This is a genomic window from Corallococcus sp. M7 (assembly GCF_054512695.1).
Map to the genome: position 1 here is coordinate 2,185,618 of NZ_CM137252.1, position 24,056 is coordinate 2,209,673.

At 69.5% G+C, this 24,056-nt stretch carries 16 protein-coding genes; 7 read left to right on the forward strand and 9 right to left on the reverse strand.

Annotation, left to right across the window (positions count from 1 at the left end; translation table 11 throughout):
- Positions 1-19 precede the first annotated feature (19 nt).
- A complete protein-coding gene (locus tag ACX114_RS09180) occupies positions 20-925 on the reverse strand; it encodes an SMI1/KNR4 family protein (protein WP_459296742.1) in 906 nt (301 codons plus the stop codon).
- A 94-nt stretch (positions 926-1,019) separates the two neighbouring features.
- Complete coding sequence (locus ACX114_RS09185; protein WP_459296744.1) at positions 1,020-3,044, reverse strand: CBM96 family carbohydrate-binding protein; 2,025 nt, start codon at positions 3,042-3,044, stop codon at positions 1,020-1,022.
- Between the two features lie 361 nt (positions 3,045-3,405).
- Between ACX114_RS09185 and ACX114_RS09190 the strand changes: the two genes are divergently transcribed.
- The gene (locus tag ACX114_RS09190; RefSeq protein ID WP_459296746.1) at positions 3,406-4,593 is read left to right on the forward strand and encodes a hypothetical protein; all 1,188 of its coding nucleotides are present in this window, start codon (positions 3,406-3,408) and stop codon (positions 4,591-4,593) included.
- 781 nt (positions 4,594-5,374) lie between these two features.
- On the opposite strand, the gene ACX114_RS09195 is transcribed toward ACX114_RS09190, so the two are convergent.
- Both ACX114_RS09195 and ACX114_RS09200 read right to left on the reverse strand, forming a co-directional pair.
- On the reverse strand, positions 5,375-5,587 hold the full coding sequence (locus tag ACX114_RS09195) for a hypothetical protein (RefSeq protein WP_459296748.1): 213 nt from the start codon (positions 5,585-5,587) through the stop codon (positions 5,375-5,377).
- 203 nt (positions 5,588-5,790) lie between these two features.
- Complete coding sequence (locus ACX114_RS09200; RefSeq protein WP_459296750.1) at positions 5,791-6,537, reverse strand: O-methyltransferase; 747 nt, start codon at positions 6,535-6,537, stop codon at positions 5,791-5,793.
- Between the two features lie 110 nt (positions 6,538-6,647).
- Here ACX114_RS09200 and ACX114_RS09205 point away from each other — a divergent pair, with 110 nt between their 5' ends.
- Positions 6,648-7,541 carry an AraC family transcriptional regulator gene (locus ACX114_RS09205; RefSeq protein ID WP_459296752.1) on the forward strand — a complete coding sequence of 298 codons (894 nt, stop codon included), beginning with the start codon at positions 6,648-6,650 and terminating at the stop codon, positions 7,539-7,541.
- Between the two features lie 150 nt (positions 7,542-7,691).
- The gene (locus tag ACX114_RS09210; protein ID WP_459296754.1) at positions 7,692-8,714 is read left to right on the forward strand and encodes a deoxyhypusine synthase family protein; all 1,023 of its coding nucleotides are present in this window, start codon (positions 7,692-7,694) and stop codon (positions 8,712-8,714) included.
- Positions 8,715-8,782: 68 nt separating this feature from the next.
- On the opposite strand, the gene ACX114_RS09215 is transcribed toward ACX114_RS09210, so the two are convergent.
- Complete coding sequence (locus tag ACX114_RS09215) at positions 8,783-10,051, reverse strand: SBBP repeat-containing protein (protein WP_459296756.1); 1,269 nt, start codon at positions 10,049-10,051, stop codon at positions 8,783-8,785.
- Positions 10,052-10,194: 143 nt separating this feature from the next.
- Positions 10,195-11,106 carry an NmrA family NAD(P)-binding protein gene (locus tag ACX114_RS09220; RefSeq protein ID WP_459296758.1) on the reverse strand — a complete coding sequence of 304 codons (912 nt, stop codon included), beginning with the start codon at positions 11,104-11,106 and terminating at the stop codon, positions 10,195-10,197.
- A gap of 105 nt (positions 11,107-11,211) precedes the next feature.
- On the opposite strand from ACX114_RS09220, the gene ACX114_RS09225 reads away from it, so the two are divergent.
- The gene (locus tag ACX114_RS09225; RefSeq protein WP_459296760.1) at positions 11,212-11,763 is read left to right on the forward strand and encodes a TetR/AcrR family transcriptional regulator; all 552 of its coding nucleotides are present in this window, start codon (positions 11,212-11,214) and stop codon (positions 11,761-11,763) included.
- A 101-nt stretch (positions 11,764-11,864) separates the two neighbouring features.
- Here the strand turns inward: ACX114_RS09225 and ACX114_RS09230 are convergent, their stop codons facing one another.
- Together ACX114_RS09230 and ACX114_RS09235 are read right to left on the reverse strand one after the other, a co-directional pair.
- A complete protein-coding gene (locus ACX114_RS09230) occupies positions 11,865-16,523 on the reverse strand; it encodes an Ig-like domain-containing protein (RefSeq protein WP_459296761.1) in 4,659 nt (1,552 codons plus the stop codon).
- Positions 16,524-16,864: 341 nt separating this feature from the next.
- A complete protein-coding gene (locus ACX114_RS09235; protein WP_459296762.1) occupies positions 16,865-19,816 on the reverse strand; it encodes a PQQ-dependent sugar dehydrogenase in 2,952 nt (983 codons plus the stop codon).
- A 146-nt stretch (positions 19,817-19,962) separates the two neighbouring features.
- Between ACX114_RS09235 and ACX114_RS09240 the strand changes: the two genes are divergently transcribed.
- Together ACX114_RS09240 and ACX114_RS09245 are read left to right on the forward strand one after the other, a co-directional pair.
- Entirely contained in the window at positions 19,963-21,723 is a 1,761-nt protein-coding gene (locus tag ACX114_RS09240; RefSeq protein WP_459296763.1) for a hypothetical protein, read from the forward strand.
- A gap of 13 nt (positions 21,724-21,736) precedes the next feature.
- Positions 21,737-22,132 (forward strand): GFA family protein, encoded by a 396-nt coding sequence (locus ACX114_RS09245; RefSeq protein ID WP_459296764.1) that lies wholly within the window; start codon positions 21,737-21,739, stop codon positions 22,130-22,132.
- A gap of 34 nt (positions 22,133-22,166) precedes the next feature.
- Here ACX114_RS09245 and ACX114_RS09250 read toward each other — a convergent pair whose 3' ends face one another.
- Positions 22,167-22,883, reverse strand: a complete 717-nt coding sequence (locus ACX114_RS09250; RefSeq protein ID WP_459296766.1) for a TetR/AcrR family transcriptional regulator — start codon at positions 22,881-22,883, stop codon at positions 22,167-22,169.
- Between the two features lie 39 nt (positions 22,884-22,922).
- Between ACX114_RS09250 and ACX114_RS09255 the strand changes: the two genes are divergently transcribed.
- Positions 22,923-24,050 (forward strand): FAD-dependent oxidoreductase, encoded by a 1,128-nt coding sequence (locus tag ACX114_RS09255; RefSeq protein WP_459296768.1) that lies wholly within the window; start codon positions 22,923-22,925, stop codon positions 24,048-24,050.
- Positions 24,051-24,056: the final 6 nt, after the last annotated feature.

The window sequence follows — 24,056 nt, forward strand, 5'->3', positions numbered from 1 at the left end:
GGCCCGCCGCCCGCGGCTGTCACGCCGCGGGCGGGCGGGGATGGAAGAGCTGCCCGGCCACGAGCTCGAACCGGGTGCCCGCGGGAAGCACGGTCCCCGCGACGTTCGCATCCGCGCGCAGCGTGCCGCTGCTGAGCTTCCCCCGGAGCAGGACCACCCGTGTGCCGCCGGCCAGGGGGAACCCGTCCACGTCGTGGTCGCGGGCCAGCATGCCGCTCACTCCAGGGGAGTAGATGGGATCCTCGACCGTGACCTCGTGGAAGGGGGCCAGCGGGAGGCCGTCGACGACCAGGGGCTCCGCCGGTGTGAACCTCAGCGGGCGTCCCGTCCGCGGATGGAGAGAGAGAACCGTTCCCTCGGCGCACGCGATGCCATCCACGACCGCGCGTTCGGCCAGGGTGACGTAGTGGATGCGACCCTCGCCGGTGATGTGGACGGACGTGCCCGCCCGCGCCACGAAGCCTCCCTCGCAGCGCGCGTTGTCATGCACGGTCACGACGCCGAAGCCGCCGGTGCTCGCGTGGACATGCTCGACGTCCACCAGGCCTTCGATGCCCGGCACGCGCACGTTCTTGGGCGCCTGCCGCGACGCGAGCTGATCGAACGAGGGCATGTCACCCGGTCGCAGCCCCTCCGCGACGCGTTGCAGGAGCTCGTCGTAGGAGGCCGCGATGTAGCGGGTATCGCCATACGTCTCGCTCATGTGGAGGTAGAAGATGGCCCCCACGCCCTTCTTCAGGGCGTCCTCGACGTCGAGGTACCAGACCCCGCCGCCTCCATCCCTGGCGAAGGGAACCAGGGCGGCGGGCAGCTCTTCGCTCTCATCTCCGTGCGGGTCGATGTTGAGGCGCGTGCGCGGCCCCTCGGTGCTGCGCCGCTGGGCCAGGTCTTCCAGAAGCCTGGCGGGAAAGCGTGGGTCGATCATGGCCAGGCAGCTTCCGCCGCGCTCGCGCCGGGCGGCAAGCGCCCCGGCCCGGCCTCATGCAGGGCCGGGACGGGGCAGTGCTTCGCTGGAGGCGCTACGGCGTAAGGCGCAGGAAGAGCAGCTCGGACTCACCGCCGGGCGCGAGGTACTCCTGGGCGCCGAGCGTCACCGGGTCGCGGAAGGCGCCTTCCAGCAGCGTGCTCCCATCCGGCAGGACCTCCATCTCCGTCACGGTCAGGTCGGGGTCCATCACCCGCGACCAGAGGTGCGCGCCCGAGGCGCTGAAGCGGGCCACGAAGCGGCGGCCCTCGGCCGGGTGCCCCAGTTGTCCTCCGCCCAGGTCGAGCAGGCCATTGGACGTCGCGCGGACGGTGATGTTGCCGGCGCTGTCGACGCCGATGTCTCCGAAGGCCTCATCCTTCTCGGTGCCATACTTCCGGACCCAGAGTTCGCCGCCCGAGGCCGACACCGCCCCGAGGAGCGCATCCGACGACGGCCCGCTGTTGGCGGGCTCGCTGGTGAGCGTGTTCCCCGCGAAGCTGAAGACGCCGGAGAAGGCGCCGGCGAAGGCGAGGTTCCCGTCGGGCATGAGCGAGAGGGATTCCAGCCAGCCCGTCGCGCCATTGAAGGCCCGGGACCAGAGGAGCGCGCCCGCCGGGCTGTAGGCGGCGATGAAGGGCGTGGACGGAGCCGTGGCACCCATGCGGCCCGTGCCCGCGACGCCGGTGATGAAGACGCGGCCGTTCGCGTCCGTCACGACCGCGTCCGCGTGGACGCCGTCGTAATACGGGTCGCTGGTGCCCGCGGGGACCGCCAGGGACCACAGGGGATTGCCCTCCCACGAGAACTTCGCGAGGAACAGGCCCTCCTGGGCGTCGGTCGTCCCGGAGATGAACGTGTCACCGCCCAGGTTCAGCTCGCCCACGAAGCCGCCGGTGACGATGAGGCTGCCGTTGGCGTCGCTGGTCACCCGGCTGGCGTTGACGTAGCGCTGGGACAGCTGGGCGCTGCCCGTGGGGGCGAAGCCGCGGGCCCACACGAAGTCGCCATTGGGCGAGTACTTGGCGATGAAGAGGCCCACATCGTCCTCGTCCTCCACCGGCGGCAGGGGGCCCGCGCCCAGGTCCGGCGCACCGTTGTAATTGCCCACCACGAGGATGTTCCCCAGCGGGGTGAGGGTGATGCCCTGCGCGTGGAGGCGCACGTCAGGCTCGAAGGGGACATAGGCCCGCGACCACTGATGCGAGCCATCCGCGGCGTACTTCGCGATGACGAACCTGTTCGCGCCGGTGAAGGTCTGTCCGCCGAAGTTGCCCTGCCCACTATAGGACGCCAGCGTCACGAAGCTGCCGTCGGGGGCCGCGTCCATGCCTTCCGACGCGGCATCGAGCGACTGGGTGCCTTCGCCGCCGCGCGTCCACGTCCAAGCGACGTCTCCGCCCGTGCCCCTGCGCGTGCAGACGCTCTTCGCCACGGTGAGGTCCAGCCGCGGCACGAGGGTCGTCCCACTGGACTCCAAGGAGCGGAAGTCCGTGCCATCGCCGCTCGTGGGCACCAGCACGAAGCCGAACGTGCCCGGCTCCGTCACCACCGGCGTCACGTCGTACTCGACGAGCTGGTGGGTGATGATGCTGCCCTGGTCGCCCAGGAAGAGGCCTGACGCATGGCCCGGACGGTTGTTCCAGTTCAGCGACGCCTCACTCCACTCCGTCCCCGTCTGGTAGAGCGCCGGACCGTCGGAGCTGCCGTCCACGGCATTCAGCTGGAGCTTCGCCCGGACGATGACGCCGCCCTGAAGCAGCGCATGGGGGACGTTGAACTTCAGGAAGCCCTCTGTCTGGGGATTGGCGTCCACGACGAGCCTGTCGAACTCGCCATGGGTGGCCGTGGGGTCGGTCGCGGCGGCGTAGGTGTCCTCCGTCGCCACCACCCGGAGGTTCTCCAACTGCACCACCGCTTCGCACGCGTCCAGCTCCGCTGTCTGTTGTCCCGTGTCCCCGGACAGCGGCTGTCCGTCCTTCACCCGCTCTTCTGCTCCGCCGCAATGGGTCAAGAGCATCATTCCCGCCAGCCATCCCGCGCCCGTGCGCATCCGCCGCCACATCTTCTTCCCCGACATTTCCCTCTCCTCTACCTTTGGCTACCGCGTCTGGGTTCGCGTGCGCCCAAACCCTTGCGTCCGCGCCCCCCGATGTCTGGTCAATACAAGGGCTGTACCAACGGACGTGGTAGGGATTGAGCTGGCTTTGCCGCGCCTCTTCAAAAGTGGCGGGGCCCGGTACGCGAAGCGCGGGTGATGACCGCTGTTCGGGCCCTGGTGACGGCAGTCACCAGCTCCGGGGCTCCTCTTGGGACGTCGCGTCCGCCAACCCCTTGGAATCACGGGCCACGCCGTTCGGCCAGGGTCCGGCATGCCGGGTGCAGTAGGGGAGTGCATCGCTGTACTGCTCCCCCTTCGAAGCACTCCCGAGGTTCCCGCCATGGCCCGTCGCATCGGTTCGTCCCTGCCCCGCACCTCCACCCTCCCGACCTCCTCCACGGTGTCCCAGCCCAAGCCGCCGCCGCGCGCTTCGACGCTCCCCACCTCGACGACGGCCACGAAGCCCACGGCGACGACTCCCGCGGTGACGACTCCCGCGGTGACGACTCCCGCGAACACGGCGGCGGCCACGAAGCCCACGGCGACGACGCCCACCGCGAACACGGCGACGCCGCCGAAGCACGCGGGTGCTCCCGAGGGTCAGCCCTCCTACAGCCCCTGGGAGCTGACCTCGGGCGCCTCGGACGTGGCGGTGAGCGGTGGTGACAACAAGCTCACGGCGCCCGCGGGCGCGAAGCAGAACATGCTCCTCGACAAGCCGGGCAGGCCCTTCGAGAAGGACACCTTCGGCGGTGGCCGGCTGAGCGGCAACGTGGGCTCCATGCAGGCCTCCACCACCAGCCACAGCGGCGGTGGCGTGCACCACTACTCGGCGCAGGCCGAGGTGCAGGGCCCCAACGCCTCCTACGGGTGGCAGAAGTCGCACGCGGGCCGGATGGGCGTGTCGAGCGCGCAGGTCACCGGCGAGGCCAACAGCTTCAAGGCGCAGGCCCAGGCTGGTGTGTCGGCCGACACGAACTCGCACGCCTACACCGCCGCGCTGACGGCCAAGGCGGAGACGGGCGTGGGCGTCACGGCGAGCGCGAACCACGACTTCAACCGGCACGTGGGCGGCTACGTGAAGGGTGAGGCGAAGGCCGGCGCCTCCGCCTACGCCGAGGGCGTGGCCACCATCGACCCGAAGACGGCCACGGCGATGGTCTCCGGTCAGGTGGGCGCGGGCGCCACGGCGGGCGTGTACGGCACGGCGGGCGGGCACGTGGGCCGGGTGCACGGCTCGGTCACCGCCGGCGCGGTGGCGGGCGCGTCGGCCCAGGCGGGCGGCAAGTTCGGCATCGAGAATGGCTTCCTCAAGCACTCCGCGGACGTGAACACGGCCATGGGCGTGGGCACCCACGTGAAGTCGGACGTGGCGGTCGACCTGCGTCACCACATCAAGCCGGGCATCGCCTCGGGTCTGCGCCCGGCTCTCGGCAACGCCATGGCCGTGCCGGCGCCTGCCATCGCCATCGAGCCCGAGAAGTCGGGCATCGAGAGGCTCTTCGCCAGGGCCTTCGGCAAGGAGTAACGCGCGGGGGGCATCCCCCCGTCCGGGTGTTCCTCCCGGGTGTCGTCATGGGTCCCCTCGTGGGTTGCGCTCCCCCTGTTCGTTCGAGCGCGGTGCTGGGGACCTGGGGCGCGGAGGGCGGCGGTACGCCTGGGGCGTCCGCCGGAACGAATCCGCTACGCCGGGCGGACGGCACGCTCAACGTCCGGTTCGAGATCGCCCCACCTCACGGGGGGCGGATCACCAGCCCCAGGTTCATCCAGAAGATCCGGGCGTTCCCGGGGGCGTGGGGATCCACCACGACCCATTGTCTGGAGTCGACCTCGAAGTAGGGCCGTGCCTTCCCCCATTGAGCCGTTACGCGGCTGGAACCATCGCTCACGGAACTTGAGGATGGTTCCCACCGCGGGCGTTCCCCAACGCACGAGCCTGCGAGTCTGTAGCCAGAACCGAAGGGCGTTCAGCAGGAACGTGGCCAGGAGCAGGCCCGAGATGGCCTTGAAGGCAGTCAGTTCGAAGGGAAGCGTCAGAATGACCATCAGCAGCGCCGCGGCGGCAAGGCTCCAGTAGGGGCCGCCAAGCCTGGCGCACTCCTCGGGGAAGTCGTTGAGCGACAGCGGAAGCGAGTCCGCGAAGTCCTCCTGCCTGGGCTGCCGCGGGCCTTTCGGTGCCGGGAGGAACGGGGCTGTTTCCGGAACGCCCGGCTTCCTGGCGCGATGGATGATGCCCGCGCGGCACGACTTCAGGCGCTGGACGTACGCGCGTCCAGCGCCTGCTTCAGGTCCGGTGCGGCGACAGAAGGCTAGTTACAGGGCGCGCCGCAGGTGCCCGCCCCGCGGGCCTGACATGCCGCCGTGTTGATGCAGAACTGGCCATCCCCCGTGCAGCACCCGAGCAAGCGCGAGGGCTCGTCCGTGGTCTCGTCCGGAACCGCGCTGCTGGGGCCGCTCGAGACGAGCACGGCCTCGTCGTTCGCCACGACCTCGCTCGGGGCAAGCTGAGTGGAAACAGCCATTCCCACCACGAAGGCAAAACTCAGGGCAACTCCGGAAACAAGCGTCCGCAGCATCTGATGCTCCTTGGGTTGAGAGGCGTCTGGGATGGTACTCCCAGTGTGTCCCGCAATCCAAGACGCAAACGTCTGGTTTGAGTGGTTGAGTATGGATGTATTTTGATGGGTGCAATGAATGACGCGCTTCGGCGGTCTGCGAAGAATTGTCAGTCCGCTCGCGCCGCCTGCCGGACCGAGTACTCGGTGCCCGAGCGGAAGGGGACGGTCATCGACGCGAAGCCGTGGCGCGGGTTCCGCACCCAGTCGACGTAGTCGCGATAGTCCGCCTTGAAGACACCGACGTTGTCGGTCACCACCACGGCGCCCGGACGCATGGCCGGGGCGACGAGCTTGAGCACGTCGAGCGCCCGCAGGGGGAACCCGTCGTTGAGCATGAAGTCCACTTCACCCAGGCCCTCCCGCAGCGTCCGCGTCGCGTCACCCACGCGAATCTCCACGAAGGATGCGAGCCCTGCCTCCTCCAGGTGCGCCTGCGCGCGCCGCGCCTTCTCCGGCACGAGCTCGGTGCCAATGACGCGGCCGCCGCCGTTGTCGCGCACCGCCGCCGCCAGCCACAGCGTCGAGACGCCAAAGGACGTGCCGAACTCGACGACGGTCGTGGCTCGGAGCGCCCGCGCCGTCAGGTAGCAGAAGGCGCCCTGGGCGCGCTCGATCGAGAGGTACTTGTCAGCGAAGGTGTGCTCCGTGCCCGGCTTGTCGATGGGGCGGCCAAGGAGCATCCGCGGCAGCCGTGGCAGGAGGTGGAGGAGGACGCCCGGAACCTGGCGGTCCGCCTCGCCGTGGAGGCGGCGCAGCACGGCGCGCACCCGTTCGTCGGGCAGGATGGCCAGGGGATCCCAAGCATGGAAGACGGACTCGACGGCGCCTGACGGCGCGGTGGAAGGCGATGGCATGCGGGAGACCCTAGTGAGCCGCGCCCCTGGCCGCATTGCGCAACCTGGACAACTTGTTTATCAAAACGGTCATGGCTGCGAAGCGGCGGAAATCGAAGGCGCCAAGGCCCGTGGATCCGGCGAGCTGGACGTTTGGCGGAGACGTCCAGGTGGCGAACGGGCCTCCTGGCGCGGTGTCGCCGCACGAGTCGCTCGGCGGCCGGTTCGTGCTCGACTCGCGTGGACGCCTGAAGACCACGGTCGAGCGGCCCGTGAACGCGATCGGGATCCGCATGGCGAGCGGCGAGGCCGAGAGCCAACCCCACGCGCACCGCGAATCACAGCTCATGTACCTGGTGCGCGGAGAGATGCTTTGCGAAGCGTCGAACGCGCTCTGGATCGTCCCGCCGCAATCCGCGCTCTGGATTCCCGGGTCCGTGACGCATCGGATCCGGGCTCGCGCGCCGCTCGAAGGCTACAGCGTCTTCCTCAAGCCGCGCGCGGCGCCGAACCTCCCGAAGGATTGCTGCGCGGTGTCGGTGACGCCGCTCTTCCGTGAACTCCTGCTGCGCCTGGCGACGCGTCCCACGCTCTATGACCTCAAGGGGCCGGACGCGCGTCTGGTGACGGTGCTCCTCGACGAGCTCGCGACGGTCTCCATCGAGAAGCACCGCCTGCCGATGCCGGGCGATCCCCGGCTCCGGCGTCTGGTGGACGCGATGGCCGCCGAGCCTGCGATTGGCGTGACGACGAAGACGTGGGCGAAGCGGATCGGCGTCAGCGAGCGCACGTTGAACCGCGTGCTCGTCGAGGAGACGGGCTTGAGCTTCGGCCGCTGGCGCCAGCAGCTCCACATCATCCTCGCCATCCAGAAGCTCTCCCGGGGCGCGGCCGTGCAGAACGTGGCGCTGGACCTGGGCTACGAGAGCGCGAGCAGCTTCGTGACCATGTTCCGCAAGGCGCTCGGAACGTCGCCCGCGCGGTACATGGCGAGCCGCCTGGCCACGCCCGTGTCGAAGCCGTAGCCGCGCGCCCCCCGGCGTGGTACCCCTGGGCCAGCCACTTGACGCTCCGATGGCGGTGCGACGTTTCGTCGCGACCGTAGGGTGTCCTCGGGTGGCATTCGCCGGCTGGCGCCTCCCGGGTCATGACCCCGTTGTCTCTGGAGGCTCCGCATGTCCCCGTCCGAACTGCCCGTCCTCGAGTTCATCCTCACGAACTACAAGAACTTCAACGCCCGCGCGACGCGCGACGCGCTCCTGTCCTACTGGGAGCATGTGTCGAGCGGCGGCCGGATGTTCTGGAGCGTCGCGGGCGCGATGTCGTCCGCGCAGCTCGGCATCACGCTCGCGCCCGCCATCCGCTCGGGCCTGATTCACGGCCTGTCCGTGACGGGCGCCAACCTGGAGGAGTCGCTCTTCCGGCTCGTCGCGCACCACGCGTACAAGGACTTCCCCGAGTACCGCTACATGACCAAGCAGGATGACACGCGCATCCTGGATCAGCGGATGCGCCGGGTCACCGACACGAGCATCCCCGAGGACGAGGCGTTCCGCGCGGTGGAGAAGATCGTCGTCCCCATGTGGAAGCGTGCGACGGAGAAGGGCGAGCGGCGCTTCTGGCACGAGTACTTCTACGAGACCATCACGCTGCTGGAGCCCTCTGTGTACGAGGGTGACCCGGAGGCCTGCTGGCTGCTGGAGGCCGCGAAGCGCAAGCTGCCCATCGTCGTTCCAGGCTACGAGGACTCGACGTTCGGGAACATCTTCGCGTCCTACGTGAAGACGGGCGACTGCAAGGCGAGCATCGTCAAGTCCGGCATCGAGTACATGGCCGACTTCTACGACCGCTACGAGGAGCTGTCCGCGGGCCAGGGCGTGGGCTTCTTCCAGATTGGCGGCGGCATCGCCGGTGACTTCCCCATCTGCGTCGTGCCGTCGACGAAGTACGACCTGCAGAAGCCCGTGAAGCCGTGGGCCTACTTCTGCCAGATCAGCGACTCGACGACGTCCTACGGCTCGTACTCGGGCGCCACGCCCAACGAGAAGATCACCTGGGACAAGCTGACGGAGACGACGCCGATGTTCGTCATCGAGTCGGACGCCACCATCGTCGTCCCGCTGATGCTCCGCGCGCTGCTCGAGTGCCAGGCCAGGCCGGAGGCGGCGAACGCGCTCATCGCCCGCCACCGGCGTTAGTCACGCGCGGCTTGAGGCAGGGCCCGGAAACGCATGGGGCCCTGCCGGGGTTTCGTCAGGCGCCTTGTTCAGAAGCGGGCGAGGAAGGCGTCGTTGCCGCCAGCGTTGACATTGCCGCCCAGGCCTCCGCCGGTCTGTCCGGCGACATAGGCATTGCCGGCGGCGTCCACGGCCACGCCGCGGGCGATGTCCTGGCGCGAGGTGCCCAGGAGCCGGGAGCCCAGCTTCGTGCCGAGCGCGTCGTAGCGGGTGAGGAAGGCATCGGCGGCGCCCGCGGACGGGATGCCGTCGAGCCCGGCGGTGTAGCCGACCACCTGCACGACGTTGTCAGGGCTGACGGCGACACCGAACGCGTAGTCAGGCTGCCCGCCTCCGAGCATGCGGCTCCAGTCGCGGTTGCCGGCGCTGTCGTAGCGGGCGAGCAGCACGTCGATGGTGCCGTTGTTGGTGTTGCCGTCCAGGCCGCCGAACGTCTCGCCAGCGATGTAGACGCCGCCGTCAGGGCCCACGGCGACGCCCTTGGCGTCATCCAGGTCGCCCGCGTCCACCTGCCGGACCCACTGCTGGACGCCGAGGATGTTGAGCTTGAGCAGGAAGATGTCGCTGCTCACCGGCGTGGTGGTGCCGTCGAGGCTGCCGTAGGTGTTCCCGACGATGTAGACCTCATGGCCCGGTGTGACGGCGATGCCGCGTGCCATGTCGCTCATGGGGCTGACGTACTGCTGGAGCCAGTACGGGTTGCCCGCCGTGTCATAGAGCCCGGCGATGATGTCGTAGTTGCCGGGGTTGCCGCCGTTGGCGAAGCTGCCGCCGGTGTAACCCGTGAAGTAGAGGGTGTCGTCCGCGCCCACGGCGATGCCGGTGGCGAAGTCATCCATCTGCGTGCCGTTCTGACGCAACCACAGCCGGTTGCCGGCGGCGTCGTACTTGGCGATGAAGAAGTCGAAGCCGCCCGCATTGGAATAGAAATCGAAGCCGCCGAAGGTGACGCCAGCGACGTAGGCGTTGCCGTCCGCGTCGGTGGCCACGGCGGTGGCGCGGTCCGCCCCGGGGGTGCCCAGCTGGTGGACCCACTGGAGGTTGCCGGCGGTGTCGTACCGGGCAATGAACGCGTCCTGGCCCCCAACCTTCGGGTCGGCGCCGAGCTGGCTGGTCGTCTGACCCACCACGTAGACGCTCGCGCCCGACACGGCCACGGCGTTGGCCTGCTCATCCAGATTGGCGCCGAGCTGGGCCACCCAGGAGGGGGACGGAACCTGGGCCGCGGCGACGGAGGGGAGACCCGCGGCGCCGACAACTCCCGCGAACCCGAACATGCTCAAGAGAAGGTGTTTCATCACGCGCTCCAATTTCTCAGTGGGGGGAACAGCGCCGTGGCGTCAGGAAGGGAAGTCTGACGTCACGGCACTCTTGCAAGACCACGAGAAACGGGTACGCGGGAAGATGGGTACTGAAAGACACGCATGTGACTGTGTCTGACTCAAGTCTGGCGACGCTGCCGTGCCCAGGTCTCGAAGCTGATGGGGGAGAGGCCGTAGGAGCGCGCGATTTCAGGCCGTGCCAGCACCGGGGCGACGTTCATGTACGTCATGCCTTGCGCCACGCCCGGATGCAGGCCGGCCGCGACGGCCTCTTCAATCGACGAGGACTGTGCGACGTACTCCTTGCCGTCGACGCGCGAGAGGATCTCGGTGATTTGGGGAAGCGTGAGCACGTCACCCGCGAGCTCCAGCGTCACGCCATGGAACTTCTGGGGATGGTTGATCGCCGCCGCGGCCGCCTTGCCGACGTCGTCTGGCGCGATCAATCCGATGGGCTTGTCGGCCCTGACCACCGTGAGCAGCCGGCGCCCGTCGACGAAGCCGGCGGGATCCAACATCGCGTGGTCCATGAAGGTGGCGGGCAGGATGAGGGTCCAGTGCTTGAAGCCCGCGGTGCGCACGAGGTCGCACGTGGCCAGCTTGTTCTCCCAGTACTCCTCATGGAACTTCCAGCGCCCCTCCGCCCAGCCCTCGACGTCGCGGTGGGCGCCGACGCCGGTCGTCGCGGTGTGCACGAACGTCTCGACGCCCTCGGCGAGCGCGGCCTCGACGAGGTTCCTTCCTTGCTGACGCTCCTTGCTGAAGTCGACGCCGGTCGCGGAGACGATGGGTGACTGCATCGAGAAGACCGCCCGCGTCCCGGCGCAGGCGGCGCGCAACGACGCGGGATTGTCCAGGTCTCCGACGACCACCTCCGCGCCAGCCGCCGCGAGCGCCCTGGCGTTCGCCGCCTCCGGATTGCGCACCAGGACGCGCACCTTCGAGTGGCCCTCGGCCAGCAAGGCCCGGGCGGTGGCGCCCCCCTGGCGTCCTGTGGCGGCGGTGACGAGAACGACCTCGCTGCGGCTCATTGGCGGCTCCTTTTTAAGTGGGGGACCCCACCGTTTATTTTCGTGTTAAATACGGAGGGGCCCCCCGTTTGTCAAAGAGAAGGGTCTGGTGAGGAGGAGAGGGCCGTGGAGCAGGTGAAGCGGTTGCGCGCGGACGGGCGACGCAATCGAGAGCGGATCGTGGAGGTCGCGGCGGCGCTGGTCGCCCGGGAGGGCGCGCAGGTGTCGCTCGAGGAGATTGCCCGGCAGGCAGGGGTGGGCTCGGCGACGCTGCACCGGCATTTCCCGTCGCGGCAGGCGCTGCTGGAGGTGGTCTTCCGGGATGGCGTCGCGCAGCTCTGTGCGCGGGCCGCCGCGAAACCGGGCAAGGCTCCCGCCGCCGAGCTGGCGGACTGGCTGGAGGAGGTGACGGTCTACACCGCGACCCACCGCGGGCTCGCCGCCGCGCTGCTGGCCGGCCCGGAGGGCCTCTCCGCCGAAGACATCTGCTGCACCGACATGCTGCTCGACGTGGTGAGGGCGCTGGTGTCGCGGGCGTCATCCGCGGGAGCGCTTCAACCGGGCGCCACGGCGGAGGACCTGATGATGCTGTCGAACGCGATCGCCGTCGCGAACGAGAACGACCCGGACACCGCGCGGCGGGTGCTGCGGCTCGCGCTCACCGGCCTCCGGCCGTGAGCGCGGTGCGGCGATGACGAGCCGCACCGCGCCTGGCGAAGGTCGCTACCGGGGGCCGCCAGCGGCACGGGCCCAGGCGGCGTCCTTCGATGGCTCCTTCGTTACTTCGCGGCGCCCGACTTCCTGCGCCGGCGCAGGAAGCTGATGCCGAAGGCAATCGCCAACCAGCTCGCGCTGGAGGCGGGGGCCGCGGAGCATCCTCCCTCCTCCTGAGGCACCTGGGGCGCGGGGCGGGAGATCGTGAAGGTCGTCGACACGGAGGGGCTCTGGTTGCCCATGGCATCCACCGCGCTGACGACCAGTGTGTGGCCTCCCGAAGAGAGCGCCAGGGTGAGCTCGAAGCGCCAGGTGCCGTCGCTGTTCACGCTCGTGCTTCCGATGACGTTGCCATCGATGGAGGCAGTGACCGTGCTGCCGGGCTCGGCCGTGCCGGAGATGACGGACGGGGCGGTATTCAGCACGGCACCGTTGGCGGGCGTCACCACCACCGGCGCGGCCGGCGCCACCGAGTCCACGCTGAAGGTGTGGGAAGCGGAAGGCTGACTGGTATTGCCGGCCGCATTCCTCGCCTGTGCCGTGACGGAGTGCGCTCCCTGGGCCAGCGCGGTGCCCGGCGTGAAGCTCCAGTTCCCCGACCCATCGGCCACGACCTCGAATGAAGTCCCATCGATGGAGAGGATGACCGTGCTGCCGGCCTCGGCCGTGCCGGAGATGACCGGCGTCGCGGTGTTCACCACGGCTCCATCGGCCGGAGTCACCACCACCGGCGCGGCCGGCGCCACCGCGTCCACGCTGAAGGTGCGGGAAGCGGAAGGCTGACTGGTATTGCCAGCCGCATCCCTCGCCTGAGCCGTGACGGAGTGCGCTCCCTGGGCCAATGCGGTGCCCGGCGTGAAGCTCCAGTTCCCCGACCCATCGGCCACGACCTCGAATGAAGTCCCATCGATGGAGAGGATGACCGTGCTGCCGGCCTCGGCCGTGCCGGAGATGACCGGGGTGGTGGTGTTCACCACGGCTCCACTGGCAGGCGTCACCACCACCGGGACAGCCGGTGCCACGGAGTCCACGCTGAAGGCGCGGGCGGCGGAAGGCTGACTGGTATTGCCAGCCGTGTCCTTCGCCTGGGCCGTGACGGAGTGCGCTCCCTGGGCCAGTGCGGTGTTGGGCGTGAAGCTCCAGTTCCCCGTCCCATCGGCAACGACCTCGAATGAAGTCCCATCGATGGAGAGGATGACCGTACTGCCGGGCTCTGCCGTGCCGGAGATGACGGGGGTGGCGGTGTTGAGCAGGGCGCCATTGGCGGGCGTCACCACCACCGGGGTCGCCGGTGCCACCGAGTCCACGCTGAAGGCGCGGACGGCGGAGGTCTGACTGGTATTGCCGGCCGCATCCCTCGCCTGGGCCGTGACGGAATGCGCTCCCTGGGCCAACGCGGTGCCCGGCGTGAAGCTCCAGTTCCCCGACCCATTGGCCACGACCTCCCATGGCGTGCCATCGATGGAGAGGATGACCGTGCTGTTGGCCTCGGCCGTGCCGGAGAGGACCGGCGTGGCGGTGTTCACCACGGCTCCACTGGCAGGCGTCACCACCACCGGAGTCGGTGGCGCCACGGAGTCCACGCGGAAGGTGCGGGTGGCGGAGACCTGACTGGTATTGCCGGCCGCATCCGTCGCCCGGGCCGTGACGGAGTGGGCTCCCTGGGCCAGCGCGGTGCTCGGCGTGAAGCTCCAGTTCCCCGTCCCGTCGACCACCGCCGCCAAGGACGTGCCATCCATGGAGAGGGTGACCGTGCTGCCGGGCTCGGTCGTGCCGGAGATGACAGGGGTGGTGGTGGTCAGCAGGGCACCCTGGGCGGGCGTCACCACCACCGGGGTCGCCGGTGCCACCGAGTCCACGCTGAAGGCGCGGGCGGCGGAGGTCTGGCTGGTATTGCCGGCCGCATCCTTCGCCTGGGCCGTGAAGGAGTGGGCTCCCTGGGCCAGCGCGGTGCTCGGCCTGACGCTCCAGCTTCCCGTGCCATTGGCCGTGGTGGTGAGGGGCGTCACCCCATCCAGGAGGAGGGACACCGTGCTGTTGGCCTCGGCCGTGCCGGAGAGGACCGGCGTCGCGCTGTTCACCACGGCGCCATTGGCTGGTGTCACGATCACCGGTGCGTCCGGCGCCACGGAATCCACGCGGAAGGAGTGGGAAGGGGCGTCAGGGCTGGTATTGCCCTCCGCATCCGTCGTGCGGGCCGAGACGGTGTGCGTCCCCTGAGCCAGCGCGGTGTCTGGCGTGAAGCTCCAGTCGCCACTGTCATTGGCCTCGGTGGTTCCCGCCGCCACTCCATCCAGGAGGAGGGTCACCGTGCTGTTGGCCTCGGCCGTGCCGGAGAAGACGGGGGTCGTGGTGGTGAGCAGGGCGCCATTGGCGGGCGTCAACACCACCGGGGTCAGCAGGAGCGCCCCCTGCACGTGGACCACGCGCCCACCGGGACTGCCGTTCGTGATGACCGTGAGGAAGTAGTAGCCCGCGGGAACGGCGGGCACGGTGGCCGTCACCGAGGTGTCCGAGTAGTTCCCACGGGACATCCTCGTCAGGGCCCCGCCCTCCACGGCCATCAGGCCGAGCAGCGGGACGTTGGTGGGGGAGCTCTGGGTGTTCCCGCCGCTGGCTTCCGAAACGCCGCGGAAGCCCGTGCCTGTCAGCTGGATGCTGGCGCCCGGCCTCGAGTCCGGGGCCTGGAACGCGGGCCGCCACGCATAGGGGGCTCCCGTGTCGTCATACATCTCCGCGGTGTCGAGCGAACCGTCGGCATTCGCGCCTCCGGTGACAAGCACCTGGCCATCCGGCAGCAGCGTCGCCGCATGGCCGCTTCGGGGCAGGACCAAGGACGAGCCGCCGGAAATCCAGCCGGAGAGCTCGGTCGCGTACACCTCCGTGGCGGCGACAGGACCGCTGTCGTTCAAGCCGCCCGTGACCACCACGTTGCCCGAGGGCAGCAGGGTCGCCGTGGCGGAGGTGCGGCCCGTGGACATGGCGCCGGTCAAGGCCCAGGTGCCCCGGGCGGGATCGTACTCCTCCGCGCGCACCACGTAATCGCCGCCGCCGGAACCCCCGATGACGAGCACCTTGCCGTTGGGCAGCAGCGCCGCCGAGTGTCCGTCGCGATAGATGTTCAGGCCGCCGGTCGAGGCCCAGGTGCCTGTCGCGGGGTCGTACAGCTCCGCGGAGTACAAGAGGGCACCGGACTGGTTGCCGCCAGCCACGAGCACCTTGCCGTTGGGCAGCAGCGTCGCGGTGTGACGATCCCGGCTGTACTCCATGGGGCCCGTGGAGGTCCAGGTGCCCGTCGCGGGGTTGTACACCTCACCCCGGGGCAGAAGGCCGCTGCTGTTGGAGCCGCCGGCCACGAGCACCCGTCCATCCCGCAGCAGCGTCGCCGTGTGACCTTCCCGAGGCGAACCCAGGGCGCCCGTCGAAGCCCAGGCACCCGTCGCCGAGTCATACACTTCGGCGCTGGCCAGCGTGCCGTCGGCGTTGGCGCCACCACTGACGAGCACCTTGCCCGAGGGCAGCAGCGTCGCCGTGTGCCGGGTGCGAGCCGTGGCCATCGCGCCCGTGGAAGCCCAGGCGGCCGCCGCGGGGACAAACACCTCGGCGGTGGCCAGCGTGCCGTCGGCGTTGGCGCCACCGGTGACGAGCACCTTCCCCGAGGGCAGCAGCGTCGCCGTGTGGCCGGAGCGGGCCGTGGCCGCGACCGTGGAGACCCAGGTCCCCGTCCCGGGGTCATACAGGTCCACGCTGCGCTGGGATTGACGGCCCCCGTTCTCTCCGCCCGCGATGAGCACCTTGCCCGAGGGCAGCAGGGTCGCCGTGGCCTGGTAGCGCACCGTGCTCAGGGAGCCGGTGGCCGTCCAGGTGCCCGTCGTGGGGTCGTACTCCTCCAGGACGGCGCTACCGTATCCGCCCGCGAGCAGCACCCTGCCCGAAGGCAGCAGGGTCGCCGTAGGGCTGTCGTGTCCGGTGGAGAGGGAACCGGTCGAAGCCCAGGTGCCCGTCGCGGGGTCATACAGCTCGGCGCTGCCTCCACCGCTGCCAGCGACGAGCACCTTGCCGTTGGGCAGCAGCGTCGCCGTGTGGCCGCTCCGGGCGGAGACCATCGCGCCGGTGGAGCTCCAGGTGCCCGTGGCGGGGTCATACACGCTCGCGCTGGCCAGGATGGCATCGCCGTCATAGCCGCCGGCCACGAGCACCTTGCCGTTGGGCAGCAGGGTCGCCGTGTGGGCGCCCCGGGCCGCGGGCATCGCGCCGGTGGAGGTCCAGGTGCCCGTCGCGGGGTCGTACAGCTCCGCCTGGGTCAGGCGGTTGCTGCCTTGCTGGCCACCGGCGACGAGCACCTTGCCCGAGGGCAGCAGCGTCGCGGTGTGATCCCGGCGGGCGCTGAGCATGGAGCCCGCGTCCGTCCAGGTCCCCGTCGCGGGGTCATAGAGCTCCGCGCTGGCAATGCCGCTGCTGATGGAGGTGCTGGCGCCTCCCGCGACGAGCACCTTGCCGTTGGGCAGGAGCGTCGCCGTGTGGGCCTGCCGGACCCCGGCCATCGCGCCCGTGGAAGACCAGGTGCCCGTCGCGGGGTCGAAGACCTCCGCGCTGGCGGTCCCGTTGCCGAGGATGTCCCCACCTCCCGCGACGAGCAGCCTGCCCGACGGGAGCAGTGTCGCCGAGTGCCTGGAGCGCAGCGCCGCCATGGTGCGGAGGGCCCGCAGGCTCACCGCCTTCACCCCGCCATTCCCTCTCTCCCGCTCCAGTGCCTGTCCTTGCTGGGAGGGATGCGCCTGGGATTCCCCGGTGGGAGGCGCCGCGGGGCTGCAGTGGAGCCACATCAGGCCCAACAGCAGTGGCCAGAGCCTGGCCAGGAAAGAAGGCGGGGACGGGAAACGGCTGTCGCGAAACATGTGTGGGAGGCTCCTGAAACCGGCGGGGAGACGCCTTGACCCGTCCCCGGCCGCCGGCCCCAGCCTATGTCGATTGCTGGCCTCCAGGTAAGACACCGCTCAAGGGGAAAGGATCCGGGAGAGGGCCCGGATCCGCATTGACTTCCCACGCATCAAGCGACGCTCAATTACTGAGCGGATGAGGAGCAGGTCGCGGGCTCCAGGTAGAAGGCCTCCCACGAGGTGGCGTCGGTGGGATTGCAGATGCCCACGTTGCCGCCGTTGCCGCTCTGGATGGGAGCGCCGGCGGTGTTCTCCTTCCAGTTGCGCGCGGTGCCAGTCGTCGATTCGAAGCCATAGCGATTGCGGCCGCCGAAGACGCCGCATGCGTGGCGGGTGAATGCCTCCGCCGTGCCGAGCGAGGCGTTCGCGGTGAGCTGATCCGCGACCACCGCCAGGTACGCGCCGCTCGCTCCCTTGAGCTTGTATTTCGCGCCGCTGATGACGAGCTCGAAGACCTCGCCACCGGTCTGCGTCGTTCCCAGGGCGGCCACCTTGCCCGCGCCATCGATGGTGAGCCACTTGTCGGTGCGCTCGCTCTGGATGCGGAAGCAGCCCGCGCTGCCACTGGCCTCGGTGTGGCAGGTCGCATCGCAGCCATCACCCGGCTGGGTGTTGCCATCGTCGCACTGCTCGCCGCTCTCGACCGTGCCGTTGCCGCACACGGGGCCGGTGCTGTTGCCCGGGCAGGCCACCGGCTCCAGGTAGAAGCCCTCCCAGGCTCCGCCATCGGCCGGATTGCAGGCGCCGCCGTTGCCGCCGTCACCACTCTGGATGGGGGCGCCCGTCGTGGTCTCCTTCCAGTGGGGCGCGCTCCCCACCGAGGCCTGGAAGCCGACGCGCGTGCGCCCGCCATAGCCGCAGGCGATCCGGGTGAACGACTCCCCGCTGGTGAAGTTGGCGCTCATCGTGAGCTGGTTCGCCACCACCGTCAGGAACGCGTCGCCGGAGCCCTTGAGCTTGTATTGGGTGCCGTTCGGAACGAGCTGGAAGATCTGCCCGCCTGCCTGTGTCGTGCTGCTGGCGACGACCTTGCCCGCGGTGTCGACGGCGAGCCACTTGTCGGAGCGCTCGCTCTGGATCTGATAGCAGCTCCCGCCCGAGGTCTCGGAGAACAGGGCGGTGTAGGTGGCCGCGCTGCCAGGCGTGACGAAGGTATGGGATTGCGCGCCGCCGTCCGACCATGACGAGAACGCCCAGAACTTCCCGTTCGCATACTGCGGCGACTCCACGCCCACGGAGCGGATGACCCCGACCACGCCCGTCGTCGCGTGCGGCGCCGGGACCGGCCGCCCGTCCATCAACACCTGAAGCCCGCTCGGCACGCTGGTCACCGTGAGCGGGACCGTGACGGGGTGGACGTCGCGATACGTCGTGTGGGTGAGGCCAATCGAGTCGCGCACCGTGAGCCGCACGCGATACCAGACATTGGCCGAGCTCTCGCCAATGTTCGGGATGGGCCAGCTCCCGCTCGCGACGCCGGTGGTGTCGGCCATGGCCGGGTGCGTGTGGGTGTCGTGGTGGAAGGTGATGTTCCAGGTCATCGCGCTCGGCGGCAGCGCGCCATCCTCCTGGTCGCTGGCCGAGCCGGAGAACGTCAGGTTCGTGGACGCGGTGTAGGTCGCGCCCGTGGCCGGCGTGACAATCGTGGCCACCGGCGGCTTGTTGGACGTCACCGTCAGCACGGCCTCGGTGCTGGTGGCCGAGCCCAGCCCGTTGGTCACGACCACGCGGAAGCGCGCGCCGCTGTCGGAGAGCTGCGCGGCGGTCAGCTCATAGGCCGGCGAGGTCGCGCCGGGGATGTCCACGCCGTTCCGCTGCCACCGGTAGGTGAGCGGCGGCTCGCCGCTCGCGGACACCGTGAAGGCCGCCGGGTAGCCGACGGAGACCAACGTGCTCGCCGGCTGCTGCGCGATGCTTGGCGGTAGCGAGGCCGTGTACGCGATGCGGCCCACCTGGCCCGCGCCGCGCGCCAGGTAATAGAGCGCGCCATCAGGCCCGACATCGAGGTCCACGGGCCCCGGGGTGGCCGTCGCGAACAGGGAGTGCGCACCGGTGTTCGGGTCGATGCGGGAGATCCAGTTGTTGGTGTAGTCCGCGAAGAAGTACTGACCGACGTACGCGCTGGGGAACGCCGAGACGGGGGGATTGTAGAAGGCGCCGCCCGCGATGCAGTTGCCGGCGGCCGTGCCGGAGCCATGCGGGTACGCGAAGAACGGCTGCGTGAGCTCCGGGCGGTTGGTGAAATAGCCCTCCGTCATCGGCCAGCCGTAGTTGGCGCCGGCCTGGCCGCGGTTGATCTCCTCCCAGCCGCCTTCGCCCACGTCGTTGATGAACAGGATTCCCGTGCCGGGCTGCACGTCGAAGGTGAAGGGGTTGCGCAGCCCCATCGCCCAGGTCGCCTTCGCGAGCCCGGTGGCGGTCGCGTAGAAGGGGTTGTCCGTGGGGATGCTGCCGTCCGGGTTGAAGCGCAGCAGCTTGCCGAGCGGCGTGTTCAGGCTCTGCGAGTTGGACGAGACCGCGTTCTCTCCGACGGAGACATAGAGCTTGCCGTCGAGTCCGAAGCGAACCGCGCCGCCGTTGTGGTTGGCGGCATCCAGCGTCGGAAAGTCGGCCAGCACGAGCTCGCTTCCGGGAACCACGACGTTGCCGTTGGCGGTGAAGCGGCTGACTCGATTGTGGATGCTGCCCGCGACCGACGTGTAATAGACGTAGAGATAGTGGTTGCTGTCGAAGTTGGGGTCGAACGCCACGCCCATCAGTCCACGCTCATTGTCGGTATCCACGGCGAGCGTCATGAACGGAGTCGCCAGGAGCTGGCCGTTCACGACGACCCGCAGGGAGCCATTCTTCTCCGAGATGAACAGGCGCCCGTCGGGCGCGAAGGTCATCGTCGTGGGGCCCTGGAGGCCACTGACGAAGACCGAGTCGGCGAAGTTGGGCTCTTGAATGACCGCGGCCGCTCTCGCGACCGCCAGCTCCGGTGGCGGCTCCGTCGAGCAGCCCACGAGGAGCGAGAAGACCGCGCACACGAGAGCGCGCGGCAGGGGAAACTCCGCTCGGACATTCGTTCCTGGCATCGCTTCAGCCTGTTCGACTGGAGCGGATTCGGCAATGGATTCCCCCGATGATCGTCATAGGTGCATCGCATCTCGCGGCATGCCTCGGGGGGGAGGCTCACATGGATGGAATCTCTCGTTTCCAATCGGGTCTGAATGGTCTTCGGGTGTCCTCGGGCTCGGACACGGTCTCGCAGCCAGCGGCGTCCCAGGACTCCACCGCTGAGCGCACGCTCCGCGAGCTGTTCTTCCACACCAGCTTCGAGCCGCAGTCCCGTCCCCCGACGTCCTCGTCCTACAGGGCCCTGTCCGAGCCCACGCCTCCTCCGGACGTCTCCAACGCATCCGTTGAGGATTGGCAGGCCTGGTGCGAGCAATTCAGGGGCAACGCCGACGCTGAGCTCACCCGCAAGCGCGGCACCACCCTGCCGGACCTCACCGCCGACCAGGTCATGCATGGCTCCCGTTCGCCCGTGTATCCCGCGGGCCGCTCCACCGTGACCGGCAACGAGAACGTCCCCGCCTTCTTCCAGGACTTCCCCGCCACCGGCGAGCGGCAGATGCAGCTCTACACCTTCTGCCGTCCGCCTCCGGGCCAGACCTTGAACCCCTCGGACCGCAACCAGTGGGTGTCCTTCGAGGTGCATGGCGACATCTGCAAGGCCTACTCGGACAACACCTTCACGAACGGCCGCCAGGGCACCAACTCCCTCCTGGGCTACCCCAACTCCGGCCTCGAGGACGCCGTGCGCACCCGCCCGCCCTTCCTCGATGACCCGATGGTGAAGGCGTTCCGCGACGACCGGGTCGCCGCCGGCAAGCCCGACCGGGTGCCCTTCCAGGAGTTCCAGAACGGCTACCTCGCGGACCTTGGCGGCAAGGTGCAGGCCTTCTCCAAGGACGGACAGCGCCTGGGCACCGCGTGGCCCGGCGGGGACATGACCGCGCGCCCGACGCAGGACCCGGGGGGCGTCCAGCAGCCCACGGGCCCCTACGGCACCACGGGCCCGCTGCACGGGGACACCTCCTTCGGCAACGCGACGGTGCAGATGGGCACCTCCGCGAGCCATGGCGGCGCCGTCACCAGCCTCGTCTACGGCGGCAGGGAATACATCAACAACAAGGACCATGGCCGGCAGATGCAGGTGGCCTTCTCCCTGGACGGCTACGACGAGGCCCTGATGCCGACCGAGGCGGGGAGCAACCGGAACGGCTCGGACCCCGTCTCCACGACGCAGGTGCTGGGCTACGGCGCGCAGCCCGGCCACATGACCAGCACCGTGCATCCCGCCTACTGGCTGGAGCCGGGGGAGGAGGCGGCCCCGTACAACAGCGTTTCCCACGCCGTGAACGAGACCCTGGTTTCCGCGGACACCATCACCAAGGACATCACCGTCGGCGTGGGCGGTCACGACAACGTCATCCAGTACGACAGCCACATCCACCTCGCCGCCCCCCACGACAAGGCCTACGTCGAGGCCCCCACCACCTACCTCAACGGCGAGTTCGAGATGCATTACCGCTTCGACCCGGCGACGGGCGAGTCGCGCCAGTACCCCCGGATTCACTCGGAGCCCGCCGATCCCCCGGAGTCGAGAAAGGGCTTCCCGGACGAAGGGGGGAACGTGCCGCTCATCGTCGCCACGGCGGAGGGCGATCGAGCCATGGCCATCTGGTCGCCGGACGAGGAGGACCAGCCGGACCTCCAGTACCGCCTGCACCAGTTCGACCTTGGCAACCCCACGGACGACTGCACCAAGCTCAGTGTCACCTTCGGCATGACGGGCGGCGTGCCGGAGGACATCAAGACGCGGAGCTACGTCATCGTCGGCACCGTGGAGGAGGTGAAGGCCCGGCTCGCGGAGCTGTACAGTCAGAACCCCACCGGCGTGGAGCGCAAGTGGCCGGAGGACGTTCGCAGTCCTTGAGAGGAGGTCGTCCATGCATCGGGGGTCCTGCTTGTGCGGCGCGGTCCGCTTCACCGTGGAGGGCGAGCTGCCCGCCCCTGATGCCTGCCACTGCGGCAAGTGCCGCAAGCACTCGGGCCATTACTTCGTCTCGACCGACGTGCCGCGCTCCGCCGTCACCATCGAAGGCGCGGACAAGGTCGGCTGGTTCCAGTCGTCCGAGAAGGCGCGGCGCGGGTTCTGCTCCGTCTGCGGCTCGTCGCTGTTCTGGGACCCGCTCCACCGCGATTGGATTGGAATCGCGATGGGCGCCTTCGACACGCCCACCCACACCCGCGTCGCCGTCCACGTCTACATGGCCAACAAGGGCGACTACTACGACGTCGCGGACGGGGTGCCACGGTTCGACACGATCCCGCCGAGGCATTAGCGCTTCGCACCCGTGGACGCCATGGGAGCCCGCTTCAGCGGGAGGCCGCGATTCCCTTCAGGATGAGATCGATGCCGGCGAGGAACTCGGCGAGGTCGTCATGCCCGGGCAGTTGGGCGGCGATCCTGCGGGTGAACGGATACTCGTTCGCGTCGAGCTCCTTCCATCGGGCAGACACCGTGTTGAGGAAATCCACGCGGTTCACGGACGGATCGAGCAGGCGGCCGTTCGCGGCGTTCTGGATGCTCACGCCGACGATGTAGCTCATCAACGCCGACCCCGCCGTGAACCAGGCGCTGTCCGGAACCTTCATCGCCTGGAGCTGGCTCCCGATGCGTTCGAAGATGCGCAGCATCGGGGCCTCCCACGATGCGCGAGAGAGCTGCGTGCCCACCCACGGATGCGCATCGATGGTCTCGTACAGGCCGACAGCGAGCCCGCGAATCGACTCCCGCGGTGTGGCGGAAGCGGGGAGCGCGGCCATCGCGCGGATGACGACGGCGTCGGTCGCCGCGACGAGCAACTCGTCCTTGTTCGCGATGTGCCAGTAGATCGCGCCGGCCCCGGTGGCCAGCCGTGTGGCCAGTGCCCGGAAGGTCAACCCGTCCTCTCCCTGCTCGTCGAGCAGCGCGATCGCCGCGTCGACGATCCGCTCGCGTGAGAGCGCGTCCTCACGCCGTTCCGACCCGCGCCTGGCCTTTCCCATGCCCCCATCTTGACAGAACTGGAACGGCGTTCCACTGTGGTTCATGGAACGGCGTTCCAGTGGCCGGTCTGAAAGGGAAGCACGATGACTCCCATTGCAATCATTGGCGCGGGCCTGGGCGGGCTGACGCTCGCTCGCGTTCTGCATGTCCATGGCATCGCGGCGACGGTCTACGAGGCGGATGCCTCCGCGGAGGCGCGCACGCAGGGCGGGATGCTCGACATCCATGAGCACAACGGACAGCTCGCGCTGAAGACGGCAGGACTGTTCGACGCCTTCCGCCGAATCATCCATCCCGGTGGCGAGGCGACGCGGATTCTCGACCCGCACGGCGCGGTCCTGCTCGACCAGCCCGACGACGGCGGCGGCGGTCGTCCCGAGGTTCCGCGCGGCGAGCTGCGGCGCATCCTGCTCGACTCGCTGCCCGACGGCACCGTTCAATGGGGACGCAAGCTCCAGTCCATCCGTCCGCTCGGCGGCGGGCAGCATGAATTGACGTTCGCGGATGGGACGAGCGTGACGGCGAGCCTCGTGGTCGGTGCGGACGGCGCCTGGTCGAAGGTCCGGCCGCTGCTGTCCGACGCGAAGGCCACGTACGTTGGCACCTCGTACGTCGAGACCTACCTGCTTGACGCCGACGCACGCCACCCGGCCAGCGCGAAGATGGTCGGAGGCGGGGCCCTCTACGCGCTCGCGACCGGCAAGGCCATCCTCGCCCACCGCGAGCCCCACGGGGTCCTGCACACCTACGTCGCGCTCACCCGGCCGCAGGAGTGGTTCGCGGACATCGACTTCGCCGACCCGAAGGCGGTGAAGGCCCGGGTCGCGGCGGAGTTCGACGGCTGGGCGCCAGGGCTCACCGCGCTGATCACCGACGGTGAGACAGCCCCCGTCCTCCGGAAGATCCATGCGCTCCCGCCCGGACACCGGTGGAAGCGCGTGCCCGGGGTGACGTTGCTCGGAGACGCCGCGCACCTGAATCCGCCCGACGGTGAGGGCGCCAACCTGGCGATGTACGACGGGGCCGAGCTGGGCAAGGCCATCGCCGCGCACCGGGATGACCTCGAAGCCGCGCTCGCCGGATACGAGGACGCCATGTTCCTCCGGGGCGTGGACGCCTCCGCCGAGGCCGCGAGGATCCACGACCTCTGCTTCAACGACGCCAACGCGCCGCAGGGGCTGATCAACCTGCTGACCGGCGCGTCGCCCTGACCGGAA

Excerpts from the sequence above, each read along its gene's own strand:
- ACX114_RS09210 (WP_459296754.1), top strand. The coding sequence starts at position 7,692 with ATGTCCCCGTCCGAACTGCCCGTCCTCGAGTTCATCCTCACGAACTAC.
- ACX114_RS09245 (WP_459296764.1), top strand. The coding sequence starts at position 21,737 with ATGCATCGGGGGTCCTGCTTGTGCGGCGCGGTCCGCTTCACCGTGGAG.
- ACX114_RS09180 (WP_459296742.1), bottom strand. The coding sequence starts at position 925 with ATGATCGACCCACGCTTTCCCGCCAGGCTTCTGGAAGACCTGGCCCAG.
- ACX114_RS09190 (WP_459296746.1), top strand. The coding sequence starts at position 3,406 with ATGGCCCGTCGCATCGGTTCGTCCCTGCCCCGCACCTCCACCCTCCCG.
- ACX114_RS09235 (WP_459296762.1), bottom strand. The coding sequence starts at position 19,816 with ATGCCAGGAACGAATGTCCGAGCGGAGTTTCCCCTGCCGCGCGCTCTC.
- ACX114_RS09200 (WP_459296750.1), bottom strand. The coding sequence starts at position 6,537 with ATGCCATCGCCTTCCACCGCGCCGTCAGGCGCCGTCGAGTCCGTCTTC.
- ACX114_RS09220 (WP_459296758.1), bottom strand. The coding sequence starts at position 11,106 with ATGAGCCGCAGCGAGGTCGTTCTCGTCACCGCCGCCACAGGACGCCAG.
- ACX114_RS09195 (WP_459296748.1), bottom strand. The coding sequence starts at position 5,587 with ATGGCTGTTTCCACTCAGCTTGCCCCGAGCGAGGTCGTGGCGAACGAC.
- ACX114_RS09255 (WP_459296768.1), top strand. The coding sequence starts at position 22,923 with ATGACTCCCATTGCAATCATTGGCGCGGGCCTGGGCGGGCTGACGCTC.
- ACX114_RS09250 (WP_459296766.1), bottom strand. The coding sequence starts at position 22,883 with ATGAACCACAGTGGAACGCCGTTCCAGTTCTGTCAAGATGGGGGCATG.
- ACX114_RS09185 (WP_459296744.1), bottom strand. The coding sequence starts at position 3,044 with ATGTCGGGGAAGAAGATGTGGCGGCGGATGCGCACGGGCGCGGGATGG.
- ACX114_RS09215 (WP_459296756.1), bottom strand. The coding sequence starts at position 10,051 with ATGAAACACCTTCTCTTGAGCATGTTCGGGTTCGCGGGAGTTGTCGGC.